This is a genomic window from Kribbella deserti, assembly GCF_042434725.1.
In the GTDB taxonomy this organism is placed as follows: domain Bacteria; phylum Actinomycetota; class Actinomycetes; order Propionibacteriales; family Kribbellaceae; genus Kribbella; species Kribbella deserti.
In genome coordinates this window covers 751,929-770,059 of record NZ_JBHLTC010000018.1, presented here as the reverse complement: position 1 = coordinate 770,059, position 18,131 = coordinate 751,929, and the positions used below count along the sequence as shown (strand labels likewise).

The following is an 18,131-nucleotide window of genomic DNA, read 5'->3' as shown; positions in this document are numbered from 1 at the left end:
CGACCGCCTTGCACTCAGAGTTGGGGACCAAAGGTGCGTGCACGTGGCCGATCCCGGGAGCGAGAACGAGACTGTCGCCGACGATCGATCGAGGGGTGATCGACAGGCTGCGGGGGAACGACGGGCCGCCTCACGAGACCAACTGACAGTTACCATGACGGACCGGTGAGTAACTGCACAAGGGCTCGGTTAAAAATTCACCGCTGATTCCGATGATTGGTTGGTACTGGCCCTCGGTTGTTGCCCGCCGCCGGTGGATCAGCGGTGTTCGGGGCCCGGTACGGACAGCGGATCGAAGCCATAGGGCAGTTCGAGCCGGTTCGCGGCCATCAGCCCGGCATTGCCGAGCAGCTCCCGGGTCGGGCCGTCGGCGACGATCCGGCCGCCGTTCATCAGCAGGCTCCGGTCGCACAGCTGCAGGGCGTACGGCAGGTCGTGCGTGATCATCAGCAACGTGACGTCCAGCCCGGCCAGGATGTCGGCGAGTTCGCGACGGCTGGCCGGATCGAGATTGCTCGACGGCTCGTCCAGTACGAGCACCTCCGGGCGCATCGCCAGCACGGTGGCGACCGCCACCCGGCGGCGCTGGCCGAACGAGAGGTGGTGCGGGGCGATCGAGGCGTGGTCCTGCATGCCGACGGCGACCAGCGCCTCCTGCACCCGTTGTTCCAGCTCGGCCCCGCGCAGGCCGAGGTTGGCCGGGCCGAACGCGACGTCATCGCGCACGGTCGGCATGAAGAGCTGGTCGTCGGGATCCTGGAACACCAGGCCGACCTTGCGCCGGATCTCCGTCAGGTGCTCGCGATGCAGGTCCGATCCACCCACCTTGATCCGCCCGCTGCCGGTGCCACCCGCGACCGAGCCGAGGATGCCGTTCAGATGCAGCACCAGGGTCGTCTTGCCGGCACCGTTCGGGCCGAGCAGCGCGACCCGCTCCCCCTTTTCGATCCGGAAGTCCACCCCGAAGAGGGCCTGGCGACCGTCGGGATAGGCGAAAACCAGCCGTTCAACCAGGATCGAGGGTCCGTTCACCACGGCAGCATTCTCGCAGCCACCGCGACGAGTACGGCGACCGCGGGCAGCGCGAGGCCCGTCGCCCACTGGACCCGGGTGGCGCCGCCATCGGACAGCGGCGGCATCGTGCCGTTGTAGCCGCGCGCGAGCATCGCGAGATGGACCCGCTCACCGCGTTCGTACGACCGGACGAACAACGCACCCGCGCCGGCCGCCACCGCCTTCAGATGGCCCGCGCGCCCACCGGCGTACGCGCGGGACTCACGAGCGATCCGCATCCGCTGCAGGTCCCCCGACACCACGCTCAGGTAGCGCACCATGAACGAAAGGATGGCGACGAGCGTTGACGGCAGGCGGAGGCGTTCGAGTCCGCTGAGCAGCTCGCGTGGCGACGTACTGCCGGAGAGCACGATGGCGGCGAGTACGCCGAGCGTACCTTTGGCGAGCAGGTTCCACGCGCCGAGCACGCCGGCCTCGGACAGACGCAGGCCGAGCAGGTCGACCTTCGGACCCGTGGCCACGAACGGCAAGAGCAGGGCGAAGACGATGAACGGCGTCTCGACCGCGAGGCGGCGCAAAACGGTTGTGCCGGGCAACCGCGCGAGCCGGATGCAGCCGACCACCAGCGCGGCGAACACCGCGAAGGCCCAGAACCGCTCGGCCGGAGACGATACGACGGCCAGCACGAAGATCAGTAGAGCGACGATCTTGACCTGCGCGGGCAGCCGGTGGATCGGGCTGTCGGCGAGGACGAGCAGCCCGTCCCCGGCGGACATCAGACGTTGACCTCGCTCTTGGCGGCCCGGTCGCTTCGAACCGCGGTACGGAGCGAGGACAGCTTCGCCACGGCCAGGCCGACGCCGATCGTGAGCAGCACGCCGATGATGCCGGCCAGCGCGCCGGAGACCCGCTCGTTGCCGATGCCACTCACGCCGTAGTCGGCCAGCGGGCTGCCCGCGACGGCAGAGTCCTGCGCGCTGGAACCGAAGCCGAGGGACTCACCGACGAACTCCAGCCCGTCCGGATGCGCGCTCGCGAACAGGCTGACGCCTCCCGCGACAAGCAATGTGACGGCCAGGGCGATACCCAGCGGCCGGGGACCGGCGTTCACCGCGATCGGCTTGTCTGCGGTCACGGTCGAGCTGTTGCCGTCGGCATCGATCAGGACAAGCTCCGGCTGCAGGTGCCGCGCCACGTAGACGAGGTCCGGCCGCGTCGCGACCACCGCGCTGAGCACGGCCGCGGTGATGGCCGCCTCCCCCAGGCCGATCAGCAGGTGCCAGCCGACCATCGCGCCGGCCAGCTTGCCCATCGGGATCGCGACGGCACCTCCGGCGGCGTACAACCCGGTGAAGGCCAGCGCCGACGCGGGCACGGCGAGCAAGGCACCGACGGCCGCGGCCGGTACGACGCTGCCGACGCGCTTGGGTAGCACCGCCAGCAGGGATCGGGTGACGACATAACCGACCAGGACGCTCACCACGCCCATCAAGGTGATGTTGGTGCCGAGCGCGGTCAGGCCACCGTCGGCGAAGAACAGGCCCTGCACGAGCAGGACCACCGACATCACCAGCACGCCCGTCCACGGGCCCACCAGCGCGGCGGCCAACGCACCGCCGAGCAGGTGACCGCTGGTACCGGCGCCGACGGGGAAGTTCACCATCTGCACCGCGAATACGAAGGCGGCGGTCAAACCGGCCAGCGCCGGACCGGTTTCGCGGATCTCGGCACTCGCCCGGCGCAGGCTCACCCCGACGGCCCCGGCCGCGATCAGGCCGGTGGCGATGGACGTGGGCGCGTCGAGAAAGCCGTCGGGAACATGCATGCGCACATGATCGCGTCTTCTGCGACCGGTTCGCAACAAGCCGGCTCTGGCGACTGTGACCGGGTCCACTGGGTAATGTCCGGCGGGTGCTAGTTATCGCCCATCTCAGTGATCCCCACCTCGACGGCAGCGCGGACGCCACGGAACGCCTGCACCGCGTTACGGCGTACCTCCAGCGGCTGGAGCGGCCCGTGGACGTCGTACTCGTCACTGGCGACATCGCCGACCACGGACTGCCCGCTGAGTACGCCGAGGCGGCCGAGGCGCTCGAACTGCCTCAGCCGGTTCTGGTGTTGCCGGGCAACCATGACGTGAGTACGCCGTTCCGGGCGGGCCTCGGGGTAGAGGGTGGGCATCCGGTTCACCAGGTTCGCGACGTTGCCGGCGCGCGGTTCGTACTGCTGGACTCCAGCGTGCCTGGAGAGGACTACGGCTGGTTCAGCCCGGAGAGCCTCGCTTGGCTGGATGGAGTGCTTCGGGAGTCTTGGGACGGCCCGTTGTTCGTGGCCTTGCACCACCCACCCGTACTGATGGGACACGCCACGCTCGACCAGTGGGGCCTGCGCGACGCGGACGCGTTTGGCGCCGTACTGGCCTCTAACAAGGTCACCGCGGTTTTTGCCGGGCATGTGCACGCCGCCTTCGTTGGCCAGTTTGCGGGCGTACCGATGCTGGTCGGGCCGGGTATTCGTTCGGCTACGCGCTTGCCTTGGGAGAAGGGCGGACTGCTCGACCTGGAGGCTCCGCCCGGGTTGGCGGTCCACATGTACGACGAGGTGGACGGGCTGCGTACGGTCTACCGCTACCTCGCTTAGGCACTTCGGGGTTCTGCAGCACCCCGAAGCCACCTATGCGGCTCCTACGGTTGACGGCCTACTTGAGGTTGGCGGCGGCGTAGACGTGCATGGCGTCGCGGAGGTACTCCACGAGGCTGTCGTCTCCCCCGCCGATGCTGGCGCGGAAGCGCTCGTCGTCGACGTACATCTGCCCGAGCCCCTCGTACGCCTCCTTGGTCGGCGTCCAGAACAAGCACGTTACGTCGTAGTGCAGCTGGACCAGCTCCTGCACGCGCGGATCAGTCACCTCAACCCCCTCCGCCAGCAGCGGCGCGAGGCCCGCGTGCACCTTGCCGTACCCGGTCCTGGCCTTCTCGGCGTCATCATCGGACCAGCCCTGCATGCGCCGGTGACTCGCGTCGATCACGTCATCGCCCCAGCGCTGCCGCGCCTCCGCCTCATACGGGTTCTTCTCGAACCCGGCGAACACCTTCTTCGGTTCCATCTCGCCTCCATTCCGCAAACTGTCGATGGTGGAGTCGACGGTCTGGACGAGCCGCCCGAGCCGGCCCTGTTCCTCCACGAGCCAGTTCCGGTGCTTCACCAGTACGGCGATCGTGCTCGACGCGTTCTGTCGTTCGAGCACGTCCGCGATCGCCTCAAGGCCCAGCCCGAGTTCCCGCAGCAGCAGGATCCGCTGCAGCCGGTAGAGCTCGTCCTGGCCGTAGTACCTGCGGCCACTTGAACTGGTCCAAGCCGGGCTAAGCAGCCCGATCGCGTCGTAATGCCGCAGGGTCCGCGAAGTGACTCCAGACTCGCGGGCCACCTCGGCGATTGACCAAGCCACAGCCGCCCCTTCCACCACCAGACCGGCCTATCCGGTCATGACCTCAACGCTAGAACCTGCCGGTGCGTCAACTTCAACTTGAATAGATGGGCCGGGGTTAGGCCGTGGCTTGCGTACGGCGGGCGTAGGCGCGGGCGGCGCGAACGCGATCGCCGCAGCGGGTCGAGCACCAGTGGCGGCGGCCGCGGCGCAACAGGTAGCGATTGCACGGAGGCGAGTCGCAGGTGATGAGCGACTCGGCGTCCGGGCTGGTGAGGAGGTCCGCCGCGTTGGCGGCGACGGCCGCGAGAGCGTGATCGAGGATCTCGTTGACCGGGCACACCGTCGCCCGGTACGGGCCGTCCTTCTCGTCCCACTGCAGCAGAGCCGCCGTTGGAACCCGGGTCAGCGCGTCGTTGACGGCCGACAGGGCCGTCGGCAGTGCGGGCAGCCCGGCGACGCGGGCGGCGAACAAGCCCCGGACGTGCTCTCGCATCGAACGCAGTTGCGTCGCGCACATCTCTTGAACGCCGGCATCCGCCGGGGCCAGACCGTGCGCGGTCAGCCACTGGTTCGCCGTCGCGGGCGTGCCGAGCAGGTCGACGAACTGGCCGCCCGGCAGCGCGACGGCGCTGTTCACGAAATCGAGGGCGACGTACTGCTCGGCGCCGGGCGCGGGCGGCAGCACGGTGTCGGCCAGCGAAGTCTCGTTCACGCCTCTCATGGTACGGCTTGCTTTCATCCATGAGAAACACGTACCGTTCTCACGGATAGCTGAGTTGTCATCCGTGAGGAGATTTGTTGTGACCCCCAGTTCCGCACAGTTCCCCGTCCGCGTGACCGGTGGCCCGACCGCCGTCTTCGAGTACGGCGGACTGCGGTTTATCACCGATCCGACCTTCGATCCGCCCGGCTACTACGAGCGCGACGGCGCGCGGATCCTGACCAAGACCGAAGGTCCGTCGCTCAGTGCAGCCGAGCTCGGGCCGATCGACGTGGTCCTGCTCTCCCACGACGAGCATCCCGACAACCTCGACACGACGGGTCGGGCGTTGCTGGCCGACGTACCGCTCACTCTCACCACTCCAGGCGGTGCGGAGCGCCTAGGGGGCACCGCCCAGGCTCTGGCCAACTGGGACTCCATCGAGCTGGAACGAACTGACGGCGGCGTACTGACCATCACGGGCGTTCCGGCCGTCCACGGACCCGGCAAGCGTGAGGAGGTGGAACCCTTCACTGGTGAGGTGGTCGGTTTCGTACTGACCGGAGACGGTCTACCCACGGTGTACGTCAGCGGCGACAACGCGTCACTAGAAGCTGTCCGGGAGATCGCCGAGCGCTTCGGCCCGGTCGACACGGCCATCTTGTTCGCAGGGGCTCCGCGGTTCGCCGTACTGTTCGACAGCGTGCCGATCGTTCTGGATAGCGCCCAGGCGGCTGAGGCCGCCAAGATCCTCGGTGCCCGGCGGGTGGTGCCCGTCCACCACGACAGCTGGGCCCACTTCACCGAAGGCCAGGATGACCTAGTGGCCGCCTTCACCACTGCTGGCCTGCAAGACCGCCTCGACCTCTCCGCGGCGTACTAGTCAGCTCATGGCGATTCAACCGTGTCCCCCGGTGCGGGACCACCCGCCCGCTGGGGCGCAGCGCCGTACGTTGATCGTTCTAGTGGTCGCGCAGATCCTCAGTGGTGCAGGACTAGCGGCTGGCGTGACGGTCGGTTCTCTGCTCGCGCAAGACATGCTGCGGTCAACCAGCCTCGCGGGCCTGCCCAGCGCACTGGGGACGGCCGGATCAGTCCTAGCCGCCGTGGCCGTCGGCCGGATCTCCCAGGCCCACGGCCGTCGAGTCGGGCTCGCGACGGGGTACCTCGCGGGCGCCGTCGGTAGTGCGGGAGTGATCGCTGCGGCCGTCGCCGACAACGCGATCCTCTTGTTCGCCGGACTGTTCGTGTACGGCGCAGGTATGGCGACGAACCTGCTCGCCCGGTACGCCGGAGCGGATCTAGCCGCTCCGGAGCGCCGTGCCCGAGCCCTGTCCACTGTGCTCGTCGCGACCACGTTGGGCGGCGTTGTCGGGCCCAACCTTGCTGCACCCACCGGGGAACTCGCGCTGGCTCTCGGCGTTCCGTACTTGGCCGGGCCGTTCCTGCTCGCCGGAGCCGCCTACGCGTTGGCGGCCGTCGTACTCACGATCTGGCTTCGTCCCGATCCCCTGCTGCTTGCCCGCGCCGCAGAGGCGCACGCCGTTCCAGAGCGGGCGCCGGCCTCCGGGCCAGCGAAGCGGTCGGGGCTGTGGCTGGGCGCGCTGGTGATGGTGCTGACGCAGTTGGTCATGGTCGCGGTCATGACGATGACGCCCGTCCATATGCACGACCATGGCCACGGCACGGCCGCGTCCGGGTTTGTCATCGCGATCCACCTCGGGGCGATGTATCTGCCGTCGCCGCTGACGGGCTGGCTGGTCGACCGGTTCAACCGGCTCGCCATCGCCGCCGCGGCCGGGCTGGTCCTCCCGACCGCAGGTGTCGTCGCGGCCACGGCGCCCGGTCACGCCGTCGCCCCGCTGGCCGTGGCGCTCGCGCTGCTCGGCCTCGGGTGGAACCTCGGCCTCGTCACCGGTACGGCGATGGTCACTGACGCCGCACCGCTGGCCACGCGCGCCAAGACCCAAGGCCTGGTCGACGTGGCGATCGCGATCGCCGGAGCCACGGGCGGGATGGCCTCGGGCTTCGTCGTCGCGCTGGCCGGCTATCCCACGCTCGCCCTGGCCGGCGCGTTCCTCGCCTTCGCCATCATTCCCGCCACGATCGTGGCCAGCCGGAGACGGAGAACGGCGGCGACCTGAGAGGCCGCCGCCGTTCCGGGAGAGCTGGATCAGAAGTTGATCATGTGGCCTTCGAGGCCGTGGATGGCCTCCTTGAGCGCCTCGCTCAGCGTCGGGTGGGCGTGCACGTTGCGCGCGAGTTCCTTGGTGGTGATGTCCCACTGCTGGGCCAGGGTCAGCTCGGGCAGCAGCTCGGTGACCTCTGGGCCGATCAGGTGGCCGCCGAGCAGCTCGCCGTACTTGGCGTCGCTGATCAGCTTCACGAAACCGGTCGGATCGCCCAGGCCGTGCGCCTTGCCGTTGGCCGTGAAGGGGAACTTGGCGACCTTGACGTCGTACCCCTTCTCGCGCGCCTGCTCCTCGGTGTACCCGAAGCTGGCGATCTGCGGCTGGCAGAAGGTGGCCCGCGGGATCATCACGTAGTCGAGTTCCATCGTCTCGTGCCCGGCGATGGTCTCGGCCGCGATCACGCCCATCGACTCGGCCGCGTGCGCCAGCATCAGCTTGGCGGTGACGTCACCGATGGCGAAGATGTGCGGCACATTCGTGCGCAGGAAGCCGTCCACGGCGATCGCGCCGCGCTCGGTCAGCTGCACGCCGGTCTTGTCCAGGCCGTAACCGTCGACACGCGGCTGGAAGCCGATCGCCTGCATCACCTTGTCGGCCTCCAGCACCTGCTGGTTGCCGTCCTTGCCGCTCACGGTGACCTTCACCTTGTCGCCGGAGTCGTCGATCGCCTCGACCCGGGTCGAGGTGAGCACGTCCACGCCAAGCTTGCGGTACTGCTTGGCGAGCTCCTTGCTGACCTCGACGTCCTCCAGCGGCACGACCCGGTCGAGGAACTCGACGATCGTGACCTTCACGCCATAGTTCGACAGCACGTAGGCGAACTCGACGCCGATCGCGCCGGCGCCCGCGATGATGATGCTGCCGGGCAGCTCCTCGGTGAGAATCTGCTCTTCGTAGGTGACAACCCGCTCGCTCAGCGTCGTACCGGGCAGCAGCTTGGTGGTCGCGCCGGCGGCGATGATGCAGTTGTCGAACGTGACGGTCTCGGACGAGCCGTCGTTCAGCGAGACGTCCAGCGTGTTGGCGTCGGTGAAGCTGCCCCACCCGTCGAACTCGGTGATGCCGTTCTTCTTCATCAGGAAGTGCACACCCTTGACGCGGCCGTCGGCCACCTTCCGGCTGCGCTGCACCGCGGTCGGGAAGTCGAAGCTGACCTCTCCGCTGATGCCGAAGGTCTTCGCCTCGGTCCGGAAGATGTGCGCCAGCTCGGCGTTGCGCAACAACGCCTTGGAGGGGATACAGCCCACGTTCAGGCAGACACCGCCCCAGTACTTCTTCTCGATGATGGCGGTTTTGAGCCCGAGCTGGGCGGCGCGGATCGCCGCGACATACCCACCGGGACCGGCGCCGAGGACAACAACGTCAAAGTGCGAGGCCATGGTCCGAAGAATAGTGGGTCAGCCGAGGGTTCCCGGCGTGAGGTCGGTCGCGCAGCGTCCAACGAGGCCACCAACCGGGTCACGGACGGTCATCGGGGCTGGCCCTGCCGGGGTCTTGCGCCTACTCTTGGGTTCGGTTACGGGGCCGGAGCAGTACGGCGGTTGCCCGTGTCGTGAGGCGATGATGGGGGCTTGATGCTGTTCCAGACCGGTGAGCACCTGCGCACCAGCCGGCGACTGCGCGTCGCCGCCCTCGGTGTGGTTCTCGCCGCCGTCAGCATCCCGATGGCGTATGCCGATCCGCCCCCGCCGCCCGCCTCGGTCACCGACGTGAACCGGACCTACGAGCAGCTCCAGGCCGAGGCCGCCGCGTTGCAGGCCGACTTCGCCATGGCCACGATCGCGTACACCAGGGCCCTCACCCAGTCCCAGCGCGCCGACGCCGCCGCCGACAAGTCCGAACTGGCCGCCGCGCGCGCCAAGGCCAAGGCCGACGAGCAGCGTGCGTTGCTGGGCCGCGTGACCGCGCAGGCCTACCAGCTCGGACTGCCGACCGCCTTCGGGCCGCAGCCGCTGTTGTGGTCGCAGACGCCTTTCGCCTCGAACCTGCCGCAGTTCGCCGACCGGCAGACCGCGATCGCCAAGGTCGGCAGTGACCAGGCCAAGCTCTACCACGCCGTGCGAGCCCTCGAGGCCGCGGCGAACGTTGCGGCTGCCGACGCCATCTCGAAGCGCACCGCCGCCAACCAGGCCGCCGCTACCGCCAAGACGCTGGACGCGGAGGTTCGCCGCAAGGCCGCTTCTGCCTCGGTGACGATGCAGGGCCAGCTGGCAGACCTTGCCGGCGCCAAGAGAATGTCTGCCCAGCTGCAGAAGTCCCGCAACGACCAGGCGAAGTCCCGCTGGCAGACCTATCTCGCCGAGCTCGCGGCCGCCGGGGTCACTCCACCCAAGGCGGCAGCGCTACGGGACCCGGCCAAGCTGCCGAAGGGCCTGCGGCCGCTCAAGGACTCGACCGGCGCGGTGATCCGTGGCGCCGCCTCGGTCGTCGACGGCGGCCGGACCATCCGGGTGCTGCCCGCCGAGACGATCCGCGCTGTGACCGCCGCCTTCGGCACCGTCGCCAAGAAGTACGCCGTCGCCGGTACGGGCCCGGGCAGTTTCGGCTGCCTCGGCGCCACCCGCGCCGCCTGGAAGTCGTACACCGCGCTGCCCTCGCCGATCGACAAGGTCTACGCCAGCTACCAGAAGGTGCCCGTCACCACGGTTCAGCCCGGCGACGTCATCGTGATGGGCAACGGCAGTACCGGCCTGTGGCACATCGGCGTGGCCATCGACAACAGCGAGATGATCGCCGCCGACGAGACCAAGAAGTCGGTTGTCGTCACAGCCATTCCGGAGAGCTTCTACGCGGCCCTGCGTCCCACCCTCGGCAAGCCTGTCACCCCGCAGGTGGCGCCCGCGGCCACCGCCGCCGCGGAGGCGTTCCGCTGCGGCGCCACCCAGACGTCGTACGACGTGGGCTCGGGTAAGTGGACCTGGCCGCTGAACGACGGCACCTACGAGATCGGTACGCCGTTCGGTCAGCCGGGTGGCCTGTGGGTCACCGGGTTCCACACCGGCCAGGACTTCCCCGCCGCACTGGGCACGCCCGTGCACGCCGTGGCCGGTGGTGTCGTCTCCGTGGAGCACCCGAGCTGGGCCGGCAATCTGGTCCGCATCGACCACGGCAACGGCCTCGAAACGTTGTACGCGCACCTGAGCTCGGTGGCGGTCTCCCCCGGCTCGACCGTCGCACCGGGCCAGGTCATCGGCGCGGTCGGCAGTGAGGGCAACTCCACCGGGCCGCACCTGCACTTCGAGGTCCACTCCGGCGGCGACGCGGTCAACCCGATGCCGTTCCTGGCCACGGGCGGTCTCAGCAACGGTGGCACCAGCTTCGGCAACGGCCTGATCCCGCTGTCGGAGCTGTGCGTTGTTGCCAACGGCCACCGTCTACGCTGCGACGCCGCGCAGGGGTTCAAGGCACTCTCCGCCGCCTACCAGGCGCACTTCGGTCGCAAGCTGTGCATGACCGACAGCTACCGGTCGTACGACGCTCAGGTCTCGCTGTACCAGCGCAAGCCGTCCCTGGCGGCCCTTCCGGGTACGTCGAACCACGGCTGGGGCATCGCCGTGGACCTGTGCGGCGGCGCCGACCGGTTCGGTACCGCGCAGCACCAGTGGCTGCTGGCCAACGCGGGCAACTTCGGCTGGAAGCTGCCGCGCTGGGCGCGCCAAGGCGGCAGCAAGCCCGAGCCGTGGCACTGGGAGTTCACGGGCGCTTGAGACCGGAAGGTTCAACCGGCCCCGAGATCCCAAAATCGTTTTACCTGACAACATAAGCTTCTGTTCGTGGCCGAGCAGACGAGTCCGGACCGCACGGACGGCAATATCACTTTGGATGCCCAAGACGACCGCTGGGAGTGGCGCCGGAAGATCCGGTCCGATCCCAAGAAGCACCTGATCTACCGGATCGGGGTCGGCATCGTGGGCGGCATCCTGATCATCGCCGCGCCGTTGACCGGCTGGTTGCCCGGTCCCGGCGGCATTCCGCTGTTCATCGCGGGCCTGGCGGTGCTGGCGAGCGAGTTCGAGTGGGCGCAGCGCTGGCTGTACCGCGTTAAGGACTGGGTCAAGGAATTCACCACCTGGACCGGCAAGCAGCCCGCCTGGCTCAAGACGCTCGGCACGGTCGCGCTGTTCTGCTGTGTGGTGGTCGCGATCTGGCTTTACCTGGCCGTCCTCGGCGTGCCCGGCTGGTTGCCCGACTCCTGGGAGAACTGGCTCCACACCCTGCCCCTGCTCTGAGCCACCCTTCGGCCAGTTTCGAACAGCTTCAACCTCTGCGATGGCCTGACTAGCGTTGGGCCATGCCGCTGAACCTACGCCCTGCCACCGGTGTGCGCCTCGCCTCCGTACTGGCCTCCGTACTGACTTCTGTGCTGCTCGCCGCGGGCCCCGCGCCATCGAAACCCGCGGCCTCGGCCGTTGCGCTGAAGGTCATGCCGATGGGTTCGTCCACCACCGCGGGCAGCATTCCCGGCGGCTACCGCTCGGACCTGTACTGGATGCTCACCTCGGCCGGACGGCCCGTGGACTTCGTCGGCGCGGTCACGGATACCGGGCCGGCGCAACTACCCGATCGTGATCACGAAGGCCATGGCGGTTACGTCATCGACCAACTCACGGCGATTGCGACCGCCCGGATGCAGACATACCAGCCGGACGCCGTACTGCTGCATGCCGGCGCGAACGACGTCCTGCAGAACCGCGACCTGGCCAACGCGCCAACCCGGCTCGAGACGTTGATCGACACGTTGCTCGCGGTGAAGCCCGACGCGGCCGTGTACGTGTCCACTGTCGGTCCGCTCGGCGATCCGGCCGCGAACGCCCGCGCGGCGACGTACAACAACGCCATCGCCTGGGTGGTGCAGAAGAAGATCGATCAGGGCCGCACGGTGAAATTCGTCGACCTGCGCGGCGCCTTGCTGGCGTCGGACGTGGGCGCGGACAAGATCCACCTCACCCACAGCGGCAACACCAAACTGGCCTCCCGGTGGTACGCCGCCCTCGCCGGAACCCCGATCGCCCGGGTTGAAGCCGAGACCGCCACCTTCAGCCCAGCCGTCGGCGGTACGGCCCCGCATGCTGCCAGTACGCCGAACGCCTCGGCCAACGGCAAGGCCGGCTGGATCGACGAACCAGGTGAATGGGCCGAGGTCACGGTCAACGCGCCGTACGCGGGCGCCTTCCGCATCTTCGTCCGCGGCGGCAACGGCACCACCACCCCGTGCGCGCACACCCTGACCGTCAACGGCGGCCAGTCCCGCACGATCACCTACCCGCCGTACGGCTGGGAGAACTGGACCGTGCAAGCCCAAGACGTCACCCTCACCGCCGGCCCGAACAAGCTCCGCTTCGCCAAACACACCTGCTATGCCGAACTCGACTCAATAGACCTGACCCTCCGCTAACGGTGGAGCGAAAAATTGTCGGTGAGGGTGGTTAGCGTGGGGGCATGCTTGAGACGGAAGCCGAAGTAGCTGCTTTACAGGAGTTGCTGGACAGGTCGCATGGGTCGTCGACGGGCCACTTGCGCAACATCATCAACGACGAGCGGATGCTGTCCGCGAAGGACCTCGTCGCGCTGCTGACCGGGATGAAGGTGCTCAGTGTCGCCACCGTGACCGCCAAGGGCGAGCCACGGATCAGCGCGCTGGACGGGCATTTCCTGCACGGCACCTGGACGTTCGGGACGGACGCGGCGGCGGCGAAGGCGCGGCACATCGCGGTTCGGCCGGCGGTGAGCGTGGCGCACGTCGACGGCGAGGAACTGGCCGTCTTCAGTCACGGCCGGGCCGAGCGGCTCGACGAATCCGATCCAGGGTGGGATGAGATGATCGGGCATTGGACGGCGTTTTACGGCAGTTCCCCACTGACCTGGGGTGAGGACATCGCGATGTACCGGTTCTATCCACACTGGATGGTCGGCTACACCGCCAACCGCGCCGAGCTGCTCGCCAAACGCGGCGTCAGCACCTAGCCCGTCAGCGGAAGGTTCAGCGGGCGGGACCGTCCGGACCGGTAGAGCGGCCGAGGTGATGCGACGCGGGCCGCGCGTCGCTCACCCGGCCGTCGGGTGTTGCCGCCTGCGGGCCGGCCGAGAGCGGGCTGCCCGGCTGCGTCGCCAGGACGTCGCCCAGCACCCGCAGCTCCTCGGCACCGAATTGGGCGCCGGGCGGGTTGTGCTCGAGGGCGACGCGGCGATCGCGTTCGGCGGCCCACTCCGCGGTGGGCGCGGTGTTCACGGTGACACCCGACGCGGACGGTGTGACCATCGGGCCGAGTGCCTTCCACAGCTCCGCGCGGGCCTGGTCCGGGCTGGTCCGATAACCCTGCTCGTGCGCCTGCAACAACCGGAACGTCGCCTCGGTCGCGGCCCGGGCCGATCCCGACTCGATCGGCGGCTTGTCGAACTCGTCCGCGTGCGTGTTCTTGCCATCGTCGATGCCGACCGCGTGCGCCGGCGTGAACACGTGGAACGACTGGACCGGCGCCTCGACGTTTCCCTCGTAGACCGAGTCCTCCCGCCACGCGTGCGCGCCGCTGTAGCTGTCCTGGATCGAGTGAACGGCGGCACCGAGCGGCGGCATCTCCTGCCGCAGGATGTCGTCCGGCCCGGTGGCGGCGGCACCGGCTTGGCGTGCGGCGGCCATCGCGTCGTCGAGATAGCTCGCGTTGATGGCGAGGTTCTCCGGGCCCGACTTGTACGGGTCGGCCATGAAGTGCTCGCGCTGTACGCCGGGATTGGCCCAGGCCGAGTGCGTGGTCGGGCCCGGGCCGACGTACGGCACGGTGAGGTTGGTGCCGTTGAAGTTGCGCACCAGCCCGGCACCGACTGGGCGGTCGATATGCGCCTGGGCCTTGTCGAGCGCCTCGAAGTAGCGCTGCTCGTCAAGCCCGCGGATACGCCCGTCCGGACCGGCCATCGTGGCGTAGAGCCGCTTGACCGCTTCCTGGGTGATTTCGCGGTGGCCGTGCCAGTGATCGTCGCCGTGCTGCTTCATGACCGATCAGCGTAGTAGCCGAGGGAGTCTCTCCGAGAGGATTTCGTAGTCGCGGATCGAGTTGTACGCGTGGGCCGACAGCCGAACGAACGAGCGCCCGTCGAATCCGGTCACGGTGATCTCGGCCCCGATCTCCCGGGAGGCCCGTTCCTTCAGCGCCTCCCCTGACTCCTGCGTCAGCTGCACCGCGGAAGGCAGTTCCACCAGCCGCATCGTGGCGGCAGGTCGCGCTACCTCGGCCACGCCCGTGCCGAGAGCCTTCGCCAGTGTCAGCGCTGCTTCGTCCACCAGGGTCGAGAGGTGCTGCAGGCGGCGCGGCCACTCCAGCTCGGCCAGGAGGCGCAGAGACTCGGGAGCCGCGATCCAGGCCGTGTAGTCGTTCGTGGCCTGCTGGTCGAACCGCTCGGGCAAGTCGCCGTACTCCGACCAAGACACCACGAGCGGCTGTGTGGTCTCCCGCCACTTGGGCGCGACAACAAGCCCGGCTGTGCCTCGCGGCGTACAAGGCCACTTGTGGAAGTTGCCGGTCCAGAAGTCGGCGCCGTGCTCAGCCGGGGCGTCGATCAGCGCAGGCGCGTGAGCGCCGTCCACTACGACCGGTACGTCGACGGCGTGGCACACCTCGACCAGTCGCGCGATCGGGAACGTCATCGCTGTCGCGGAGCTGATCTGGTCCACCACGAACACGGCCGTACGGTCGTCCAGCGCGGCGGCGATCGCGGCCACCACCGACTCGTCGTCGGCCTCCAGCGGGATGGCGACCTCGACCACCTCGGCGCCGTTCAACCGGGCAAAACGCTGCGCGGCGAACCGAACCGCGCCGTACGTGTGATTCGTCAGCAGGATCCGGCTACCGGCCGGAATCGGCAGTGTGGTGAGGGCGGCGGTGACTCCGGCGCTGGCGTTCGGCACCAGGGTGAAGCCGGCCGGGTCCGTCTGCAGGTAGGCGGCCAGCTCGAGCCGGGCGGCGGCCACGCGCGCCCCGACCGAGCGGAACCAGCGCATCGGGTTGGTGTCGGCCTCGGCGAGCAAGGCGGCCTGGACCTGCTGGGTGCGAACCGGGACGGCACCGAACGAGCCGTGGTTCAGGTGCACCTGGCCGGGGTCGAGACTCCACAGCTCGGGGCGGGGCGTGGTGTGGTCGGTCACCACCCAAACCTACCTGCACCCAGGCGGCACTACCGTGGGCAGATGCCCGCTGATGAGACAGAGGCCTTCGCCCAGACACCGACCCGCCCTGCGCACCACCGACCGCAGTCGCATCGTGATCCGCACCAGCGAGATCCCCGCCATCGCGCGTGACCTCGCCACCGTCGGCGAACGCATCGACGCGCTCTGGGTCCGCGACGGCGAGCAGTACGTCGATGAGGTCATGCGGCACGCGCCCGATCCCGATCAGCCCGACGAGATCCGGCGCCGAAAGATCGAGCGGCTCGAGATGTTCCAGCGCATCGGCGACCAGCTGCCGCAGGTGATCGAGGCCATCCTCGCGGCCGATTCCACCGATGAGGCCATCACCGCCGTGAGTGCGCTGATCGACGAGCCCGATGACGCGAAGGTGCTGGTCTTTCTCTCCGATATCGACCTGTTCGCCTTCACCGCAGCGGCTCGTGCCAACGGCCGCAAGAAGCTGGACGAGCTCAAGAACTCCTAGGCCGCTCCACAAAGTGCCGACTGGTCAGACGGGATCGGTGAACGAGACCGGTTTGCCGCAGGCGCGGGCGTAGGCAATCTCCTTGCTCGTCGACTCGCCGATGTACCCGCCGGGGTTGACGATCAGAACACGATCAGCCAGGTCGATCTTGCGCAGGTGCAGGGCGCCCAACGCGGTCTTCTGCTCGTCGGTGATGCCCTTCGCTTCGTCATCCTCGGCGGGCAGGACTCCCGGCGCGACGACGATGGCGCCTGCCAGGGTCAGGTCGCGATTCGCCGCATGCATCTCGGCCGCGAACCGGATCGAGCCGCAGATGCACACAATCTCAGGTCGGTCAGGCACAGCTCAGCCCTTCAGTTCGACGGGTAGGCGCCCCACGGTCGTGGCCGGGTGTGGCCGGATGGTCGCGCGGGCCGTGTGACGAGCGGTCGGGTATGTACGCGGCAGGATGTCGGCGGCGGCAGGGCGGATGCTGGGGGGACCGGCGTCGGCTGGTCACTGTGGGCGGGTGCGGGAGATTAGGCGGAGTTCCAGCATGGCGGCGAAGCGGGCGTTGGGGTCGTCCAGGTCCAGACCGCCTACCTCGGCCAGGCGGCGAAGGCGGTAGCGGAAGGTGTTCGGATGGACGTAGACCGCCGCCGAGGCCGCGATCACGTCCCCGAATGCGTCCAGCCACGCCTCCAGTGTTTCGACCAGGCAACTCCGCCGCTGGAGGTCGTACGCCATCAAGCGTGCCACCGGCCCGGTCGGCTCGTCCCCGCGCGCCTGGGCCAGATCGGCCAGCTCCAGCAGCAGCGCATCCACAGACACCTCACTGATCCGCGCAACCGCCGCAGGCGAACGCCCCAACCGCAACACCCGCAGCGCGCGATCGGCGCCCGTCCGCGAACGAGCCAACGCCGCGTTGTCCACCGCCACCGCGCCGACCCCCACCAGGAGCCGACGACCTGTCCCGATCCGGTCGAGGAAATCCGTGGCGACGCCAACCGCCCGTTCCTCGGCGTCGGCCTGGTCGCGCCGTACGGCCAGGATCGCGTAGACGGTGTCGCCGATCAGGGTCGCCGCCGAGCGAGGATGAACGGCGCTGAGGTGCATCGAGAACGCGTCCGCGATCCGTTGCCTCTCCCCCACCAGCCCCGCCCCCTCGAGCTCGGGCGAATCCACCGGCGACAGCGCGAGCACCACGCAGCTCTGATCGGCGAGCCCGAGCCGCGCCAAGGCCTCGGGCGCCCCCGCACCGGCTTCCAAGGCGGTCGCAACCAGGTCTGCGCGAAGGCGCCGTTCGACGTCCGCGCCAGCGCGTTCCCGTAACAGGTGCAGGGCAACCAGCTTCGCGGCATCGCGCAACGCCTGCCGGCGCTCGGCCGACAACGGCGAATGGACCGCGGCCCAAATCGACCCGAGAATCTCGTCACCGGCCCGAACGGCCAGCGCCACCCGAGGCAGGTGCAAGCCGTCCACCGGGCTCGGCATCGGCGCTACGTCGATCGGCACATCGCTGCGATACAGGTCGTGGAACACCCCGCGCTCTTCCAGGATGCGCGTGAACCGCTCCGGGACCTGCCGGCCGAGGATCGTCTCGACCCGCGACGGGTCGGCCTCGTCCTGGCGTCCGGAGAAGGCCAGCACGCGGGAGTTCCGGTCCTCGATCGTGATGGGCGCGTCGAGCAGTGTGGAAATCGCGTTCGCCAGCGCGAACAGATCGCCCGAGGGCATTCCGCCCAGCGTCTCCTGGCCGATTTCCCCGACGTCGCCCTCGGCGATCAACGACCGCAGCAACGCGGCGAGTTGGGCCCACGACGCACCCCGGGTGAGTCCGAGCAGCGCGACCCCGGAACGCGTGACCGCCGCCGCGAGTTCGTCGGTGAGTTCCACCGGCGCCCGTACGACGAGACCGGCCGCGTCGTACCGGCCGAGGTCGTCGAGCAGCCGGGCGATCGCGGCCGGATCGCGCAAGCCGACACCCAGGACGAGCGCGCGGCCCTGCGGAGCCGGTTCGTCGTGGGGATCGTGAATCACCACGGCCGCGATGTGATCGGACCGACCAGGTTCGCCGCAGACCAGGTCCAGCAGTGTGGAGCCGAGATCCTCGAGGATGCGGCCGAGGCTGGCCCGCGGGCGGGTGGTCACGGGAACAAGCACGAACCCGACGC

Annotated in this window: 18 protein-coding genes; 8 read left to right on the top strand and 10 right to left on the bottom strand. The window is 69.0% G+C overall.

Going from position 1 to position 18,131, the window contains the following annotated elements; genetic code table 11:
• Positions 1-258: 258 nt before the first annotated feature.
• From ACFFGN_RS16870 to ACFFGN_RS16860, 3 genes are read right to left on the bottom strand one after another with little or no spacing between them, the layout of a single operon-like run.
• A complete protein-coding gene (locus ACFFGN_RS16870; protein ID WP_380048484.1) occupies positions 259-1,035 on the bottom strand; it encodes an energy-coupling factor ABC transporter ATP-binding protein in 777 nt (258 codons plus the stop codon).
• A complete protein-coding gene (cbiQ, locus tag ACFFGN_RS16865) occupies positions 1,029-1,790 on the bottom strand; it encodes a cobalt ECF transporter T component CbiQ (protein WP_380048482.1) in 762 nt (253 codons plus the stop codon). Before cbiQ ends, ACFFGN_RS16870 begins: the two co-directional genes overlap by 7 nt.
• A complete protein-coding gene (locus ACFFGN_RS16860; RefSeq protein ID WP_380048480.1) occupies positions 1,790-2,839 on the bottom strand; it encodes an energy-coupling factor ABC transporter permease in 1,050 nt (349 codons plus the stop codon). Before ACFFGN_RS16860 ends, cbiQ begins: the two co-directional genes overlap by 1 nt.
• Before the next feature lie 86 nt (positions 2,840-2,925).
• On the opposite strand from ACFFGN_RS16860, the gene ACFFGN_RS16855 reads away from it, so the two are divergent.
• Positions 2,926-3,654: a metallophosphoesterase gene (locus ACFFGN_RS16855; protein ID WP_380048478.1), complete on the top strand. Its 729-nt coding sequence runs from the start codon at positions 2,926-2,928 to the stop codon at positions 3,652-3,654.
• Positions 3,655-3,712: 58 nt separating this feature from the next.
• Here ACFFGN_RS16855 and ACFFGN_RS16850 read toward each other — a convergent pair whose 3' ends face one another.
• Both ACFFGN_RS16850 and ACFFGN_RS16845 read right to left on the bottom strand, forming a co-directional pair.
• Positions 3,713-4,462, bottom strand: a complete 750-nt coding sequence (locus ACFFGN_RS16850; protein ID WP_380048476.1) for a MerR family transcriptional regulator — start codon at positions 4,460-4,462, stop codon at positions 3,713-3,715.
• A 97-nt stretch (positions 4,463-4,559) separates the two neighbouring features.
• Positions 4,560-5,156 (bottom strand): CGNR zinc finger domain-containing protein, encoded by a 597-nt coding sequence (locus ACFFGN_RS16845; RefSeq protein WP_380048474.1) that lies wholly within the window; start codon positions 5,154-5,156, stop codon positions 4,560-4,562.
• Between the two features lie 88 nt (positions 5,157-5,244).
• Between ACFFGN_RS16845 and ACFFGN_RS16840 the strand changes: the two genes are divergently transcribed.
• Entirely contained in the window at positions 5,245-6,027 is a 783-nt protein-coding gene (locus ACFFGN_RS16840; RefSeq protein ID WP_380048472.1) for an MBL fold metallo-hydrolase, read from the top strand.
• 7 nt (positions 6,028-6,034) lie between these two features.
• On the top strand, positions 6,035-7,288 hold the full coding sequence (locus ACFFGN_RS16835; RefSeq protein ID WP_380048470.1) for an MFS transporter: 1,254 nt from the start codon (positions 6,035-6,037) through the stop codon (positions 7,286-7,288).
• Between the two features lie 29 nt (positions 7,289-7,317).
• On the opposite strand, the gene lpdA is transcribed toward ACFFGN_RS16835, so the two are convergent.
• Positions 7,318-8,715: a dihydrolipoyl dehydrogenase gene (lpdA, locus tag ACFFGN_RS16830; RefSeq protein WP_380048468.1), complete on the bottom strand. Its 1,398-nt coding sequence runs from the start codon at positions 8,713-8,715 to the stop codon at positions 7,318-7,320.
• A 195-nt stretch (positions 8,716-8,910) separates the two neighbouring features.
• Between lpdA and ACFFGN_RS16825 the strand changes: the two genes are divergently transcribed.
• The 4 genes from ACFFGN_RS16825 to ACFFGN_RS16810 all read left to right on the top strand — a co-directional run bounded on the left by ACFFGN_RS16825 (position 8,911) and on the right by ACFFGN_RS16810 (position 13,300).
• Positions 8,911-11,043, top strand: coding sequence for a peptidoglycan DD-metalloendopeptidase family protein (locus tag ACFFGN_RS16825; protein ID WP_380048466.1), 2,133 nt, complete (start codon positions 8,911-8,913; stop codon positions 11,041-11,043).
• Between the two features lie 66 nt (positions 11,044-11,109).
• Positions 11,110-11,565 (top strand): PGPGW domain-containing protein, encoded by a 456-nt coding sequence (locus ACFFGN_RS16820; RefSeq protein ID WP_380048464.1) that lies wholly within the window; start codon positions 11,110-11,112, stop codon positions 11,563-11,565.
• 62 nt (positions 11,566-11,627) lie between these two features.
• On the top strand, positions 11,628-12,731 hold the full coding sequence (locus tag ACFFGN_RS16815; protein WP_380048462.1) for a GDSL-type esterase/lipase family protein: 1,104 nt from the start codon (positions 11,628-11,630) through the stop codon (positions 12,729-12,731).
• A 44-nt stretch (positions 12,732-12,775) separates the two neighbouring features.
• Entirely contained in the window at positions 12,776-13,300 is a 525-nt protein-coding gene (locus ACFFGN_RS16810) for a pyridoxamine 5'-phosphate oxidase family protein (protein WP_380048460.1), read from the top strand.
• 16 nt (positions 13,301-13,316) lie between these two features.
• Here ACFFGN_RS16810 and ACFFGN_RS16805 read toward each other — a convergent pair whose 3' ends face one another.
• Positions 13,317-14,324: a hypothetical protein gene (locus ACFFGN_RS16805; protein ID WP_380048458.1), complete on the bottom strand. Its 1,008-nt coding sequence runs from the start codon at positions 14,322-14,324 to the stop codon at positions 13,317-13,319.
• Between the two features lie 6 nt (positions 14,325-14,330).
• On the bottom strand, positions 14,331-15,473 hold the full coding sequence (locus tag ACFFGN_RS16800) for an aminotransferase class V-fold PLP-dependent enzyme (protein ID WP_380048456.1): 1,143 nt from the start codon (positions 15,471-15,473) through the stop codon (positions 14,331-14,333).
• Positions 15,474-15,588: 115 nt separating this feature from the next.
• On the opposite strand from ACFFGN_RS16800, the gene ACFFGN_RS16795 reads away from it, so the two are divergent.
• Complete coding sequence (locus ACFFGN_RS16795) at positions 15,589-15,978, top strand: hypothetical protein (RefSeq protein ID WP_380048454.1); 390 nt, start codon at positions 15,589-15,591, stop codon at positions 15,976-15,978.
• Positions 15,979-16,002: 24 nt separating this feature from the next.
• Here ACFFGN_RS16795 and ACFFGN_RS16790 read toward each other — a convergent pair whose 3' ends face one another.
• Both ACFFGN_RS16790 and ACFFGN_RS16785 read right to left on the bottom strand, forming a co-directional pair.
• Positions 16,003-16,320: a hypothetical protein gene (locus ACFFGN_RS16790; RefSeq protein ID WP_380048452.1), complete on the bottom strand. Its 318-nt coding sequence runs from the start codon at positions 16,318-16,320 to the stop codon at positions 16,003-16,005.
• Between the two features lie 153 nt (positions 16,321-16,473).
• Positions 16,474-18,120 (bottom strand): PucR family transcriptional regulator, encoded by a 1,647-nt coding sequence (locus ACFFGN_RS16785; RefSeq protein WP_380048450.1) that lies wholly within the window; start codon positions 18,118-18,120, stop codon positions 16,474-16,476.
• Between the last annotated feature and the right edge of the window lie 11 nt (positions 18,121-18,131).

Excerpts from the sequence above, each read along its gene's own strand:
- ACFFGN_RS16835 (WP_380048470.1), top strand. The coding sequence starts at position 6,035 with ATGGCGATTCAACCGTGTCCCCCGGTGCGGGACCACCCGCCCGCTGGG.
- ACFFGN_RS16805 (WP_380048458.1), bottom strand. The coding sequence starts at position 14,324 with ATGAAGCAGCACGGCGACGATCACTGGCACGGCCACCGCGAAATCACC.
- cbiQ (WP_380048482.1), bottom strand. The coding sequence starts at position 1,790 with ATGTCCGCCGGGGACGGGCTGCTCGTCCTCGCCGACAGCCCGATCCAC.
- ACFFGN_RS16860 (WP_380048480.1), bottom strand. The coding sequence starts at position 2,839 with ATGCATGTTCCCGACGGCTTTCTCGACGCGCCCACGTCCATCGCCACC.
- ACFFGN_RS16815 (WP_380048462.1), top strand. The coding sequence starts at position 11,628 with ATGCCGCTGAACCTACGCCCTGCCACCGGTGTGCGCCTCGCCTCCGTA.
- ACFFGN_RS16810 (WP_380048460.1), top strand. The coding sequence starts at position 12,776 with ATGCTTGAGACGGAAGCCGAAGTAGCTGCTTTACAGGAGTTGCTGGAC.
- ACFFGN_RS16825 (WP_380048466.1), top strand. The coding sequence starts at position 8,911 with ATGCTGTTCCAGACCGGTGAGCACCTGCGCACCAGCCGGCGACTGCGC.
- lpdA (WP_380048468.1), bottom strand. The coding sequence starts at position 8,715 with ATGGCCTCGCACTTTGACGTTGTTGTCCTCGGCGCCGGTCCCGGTGGG.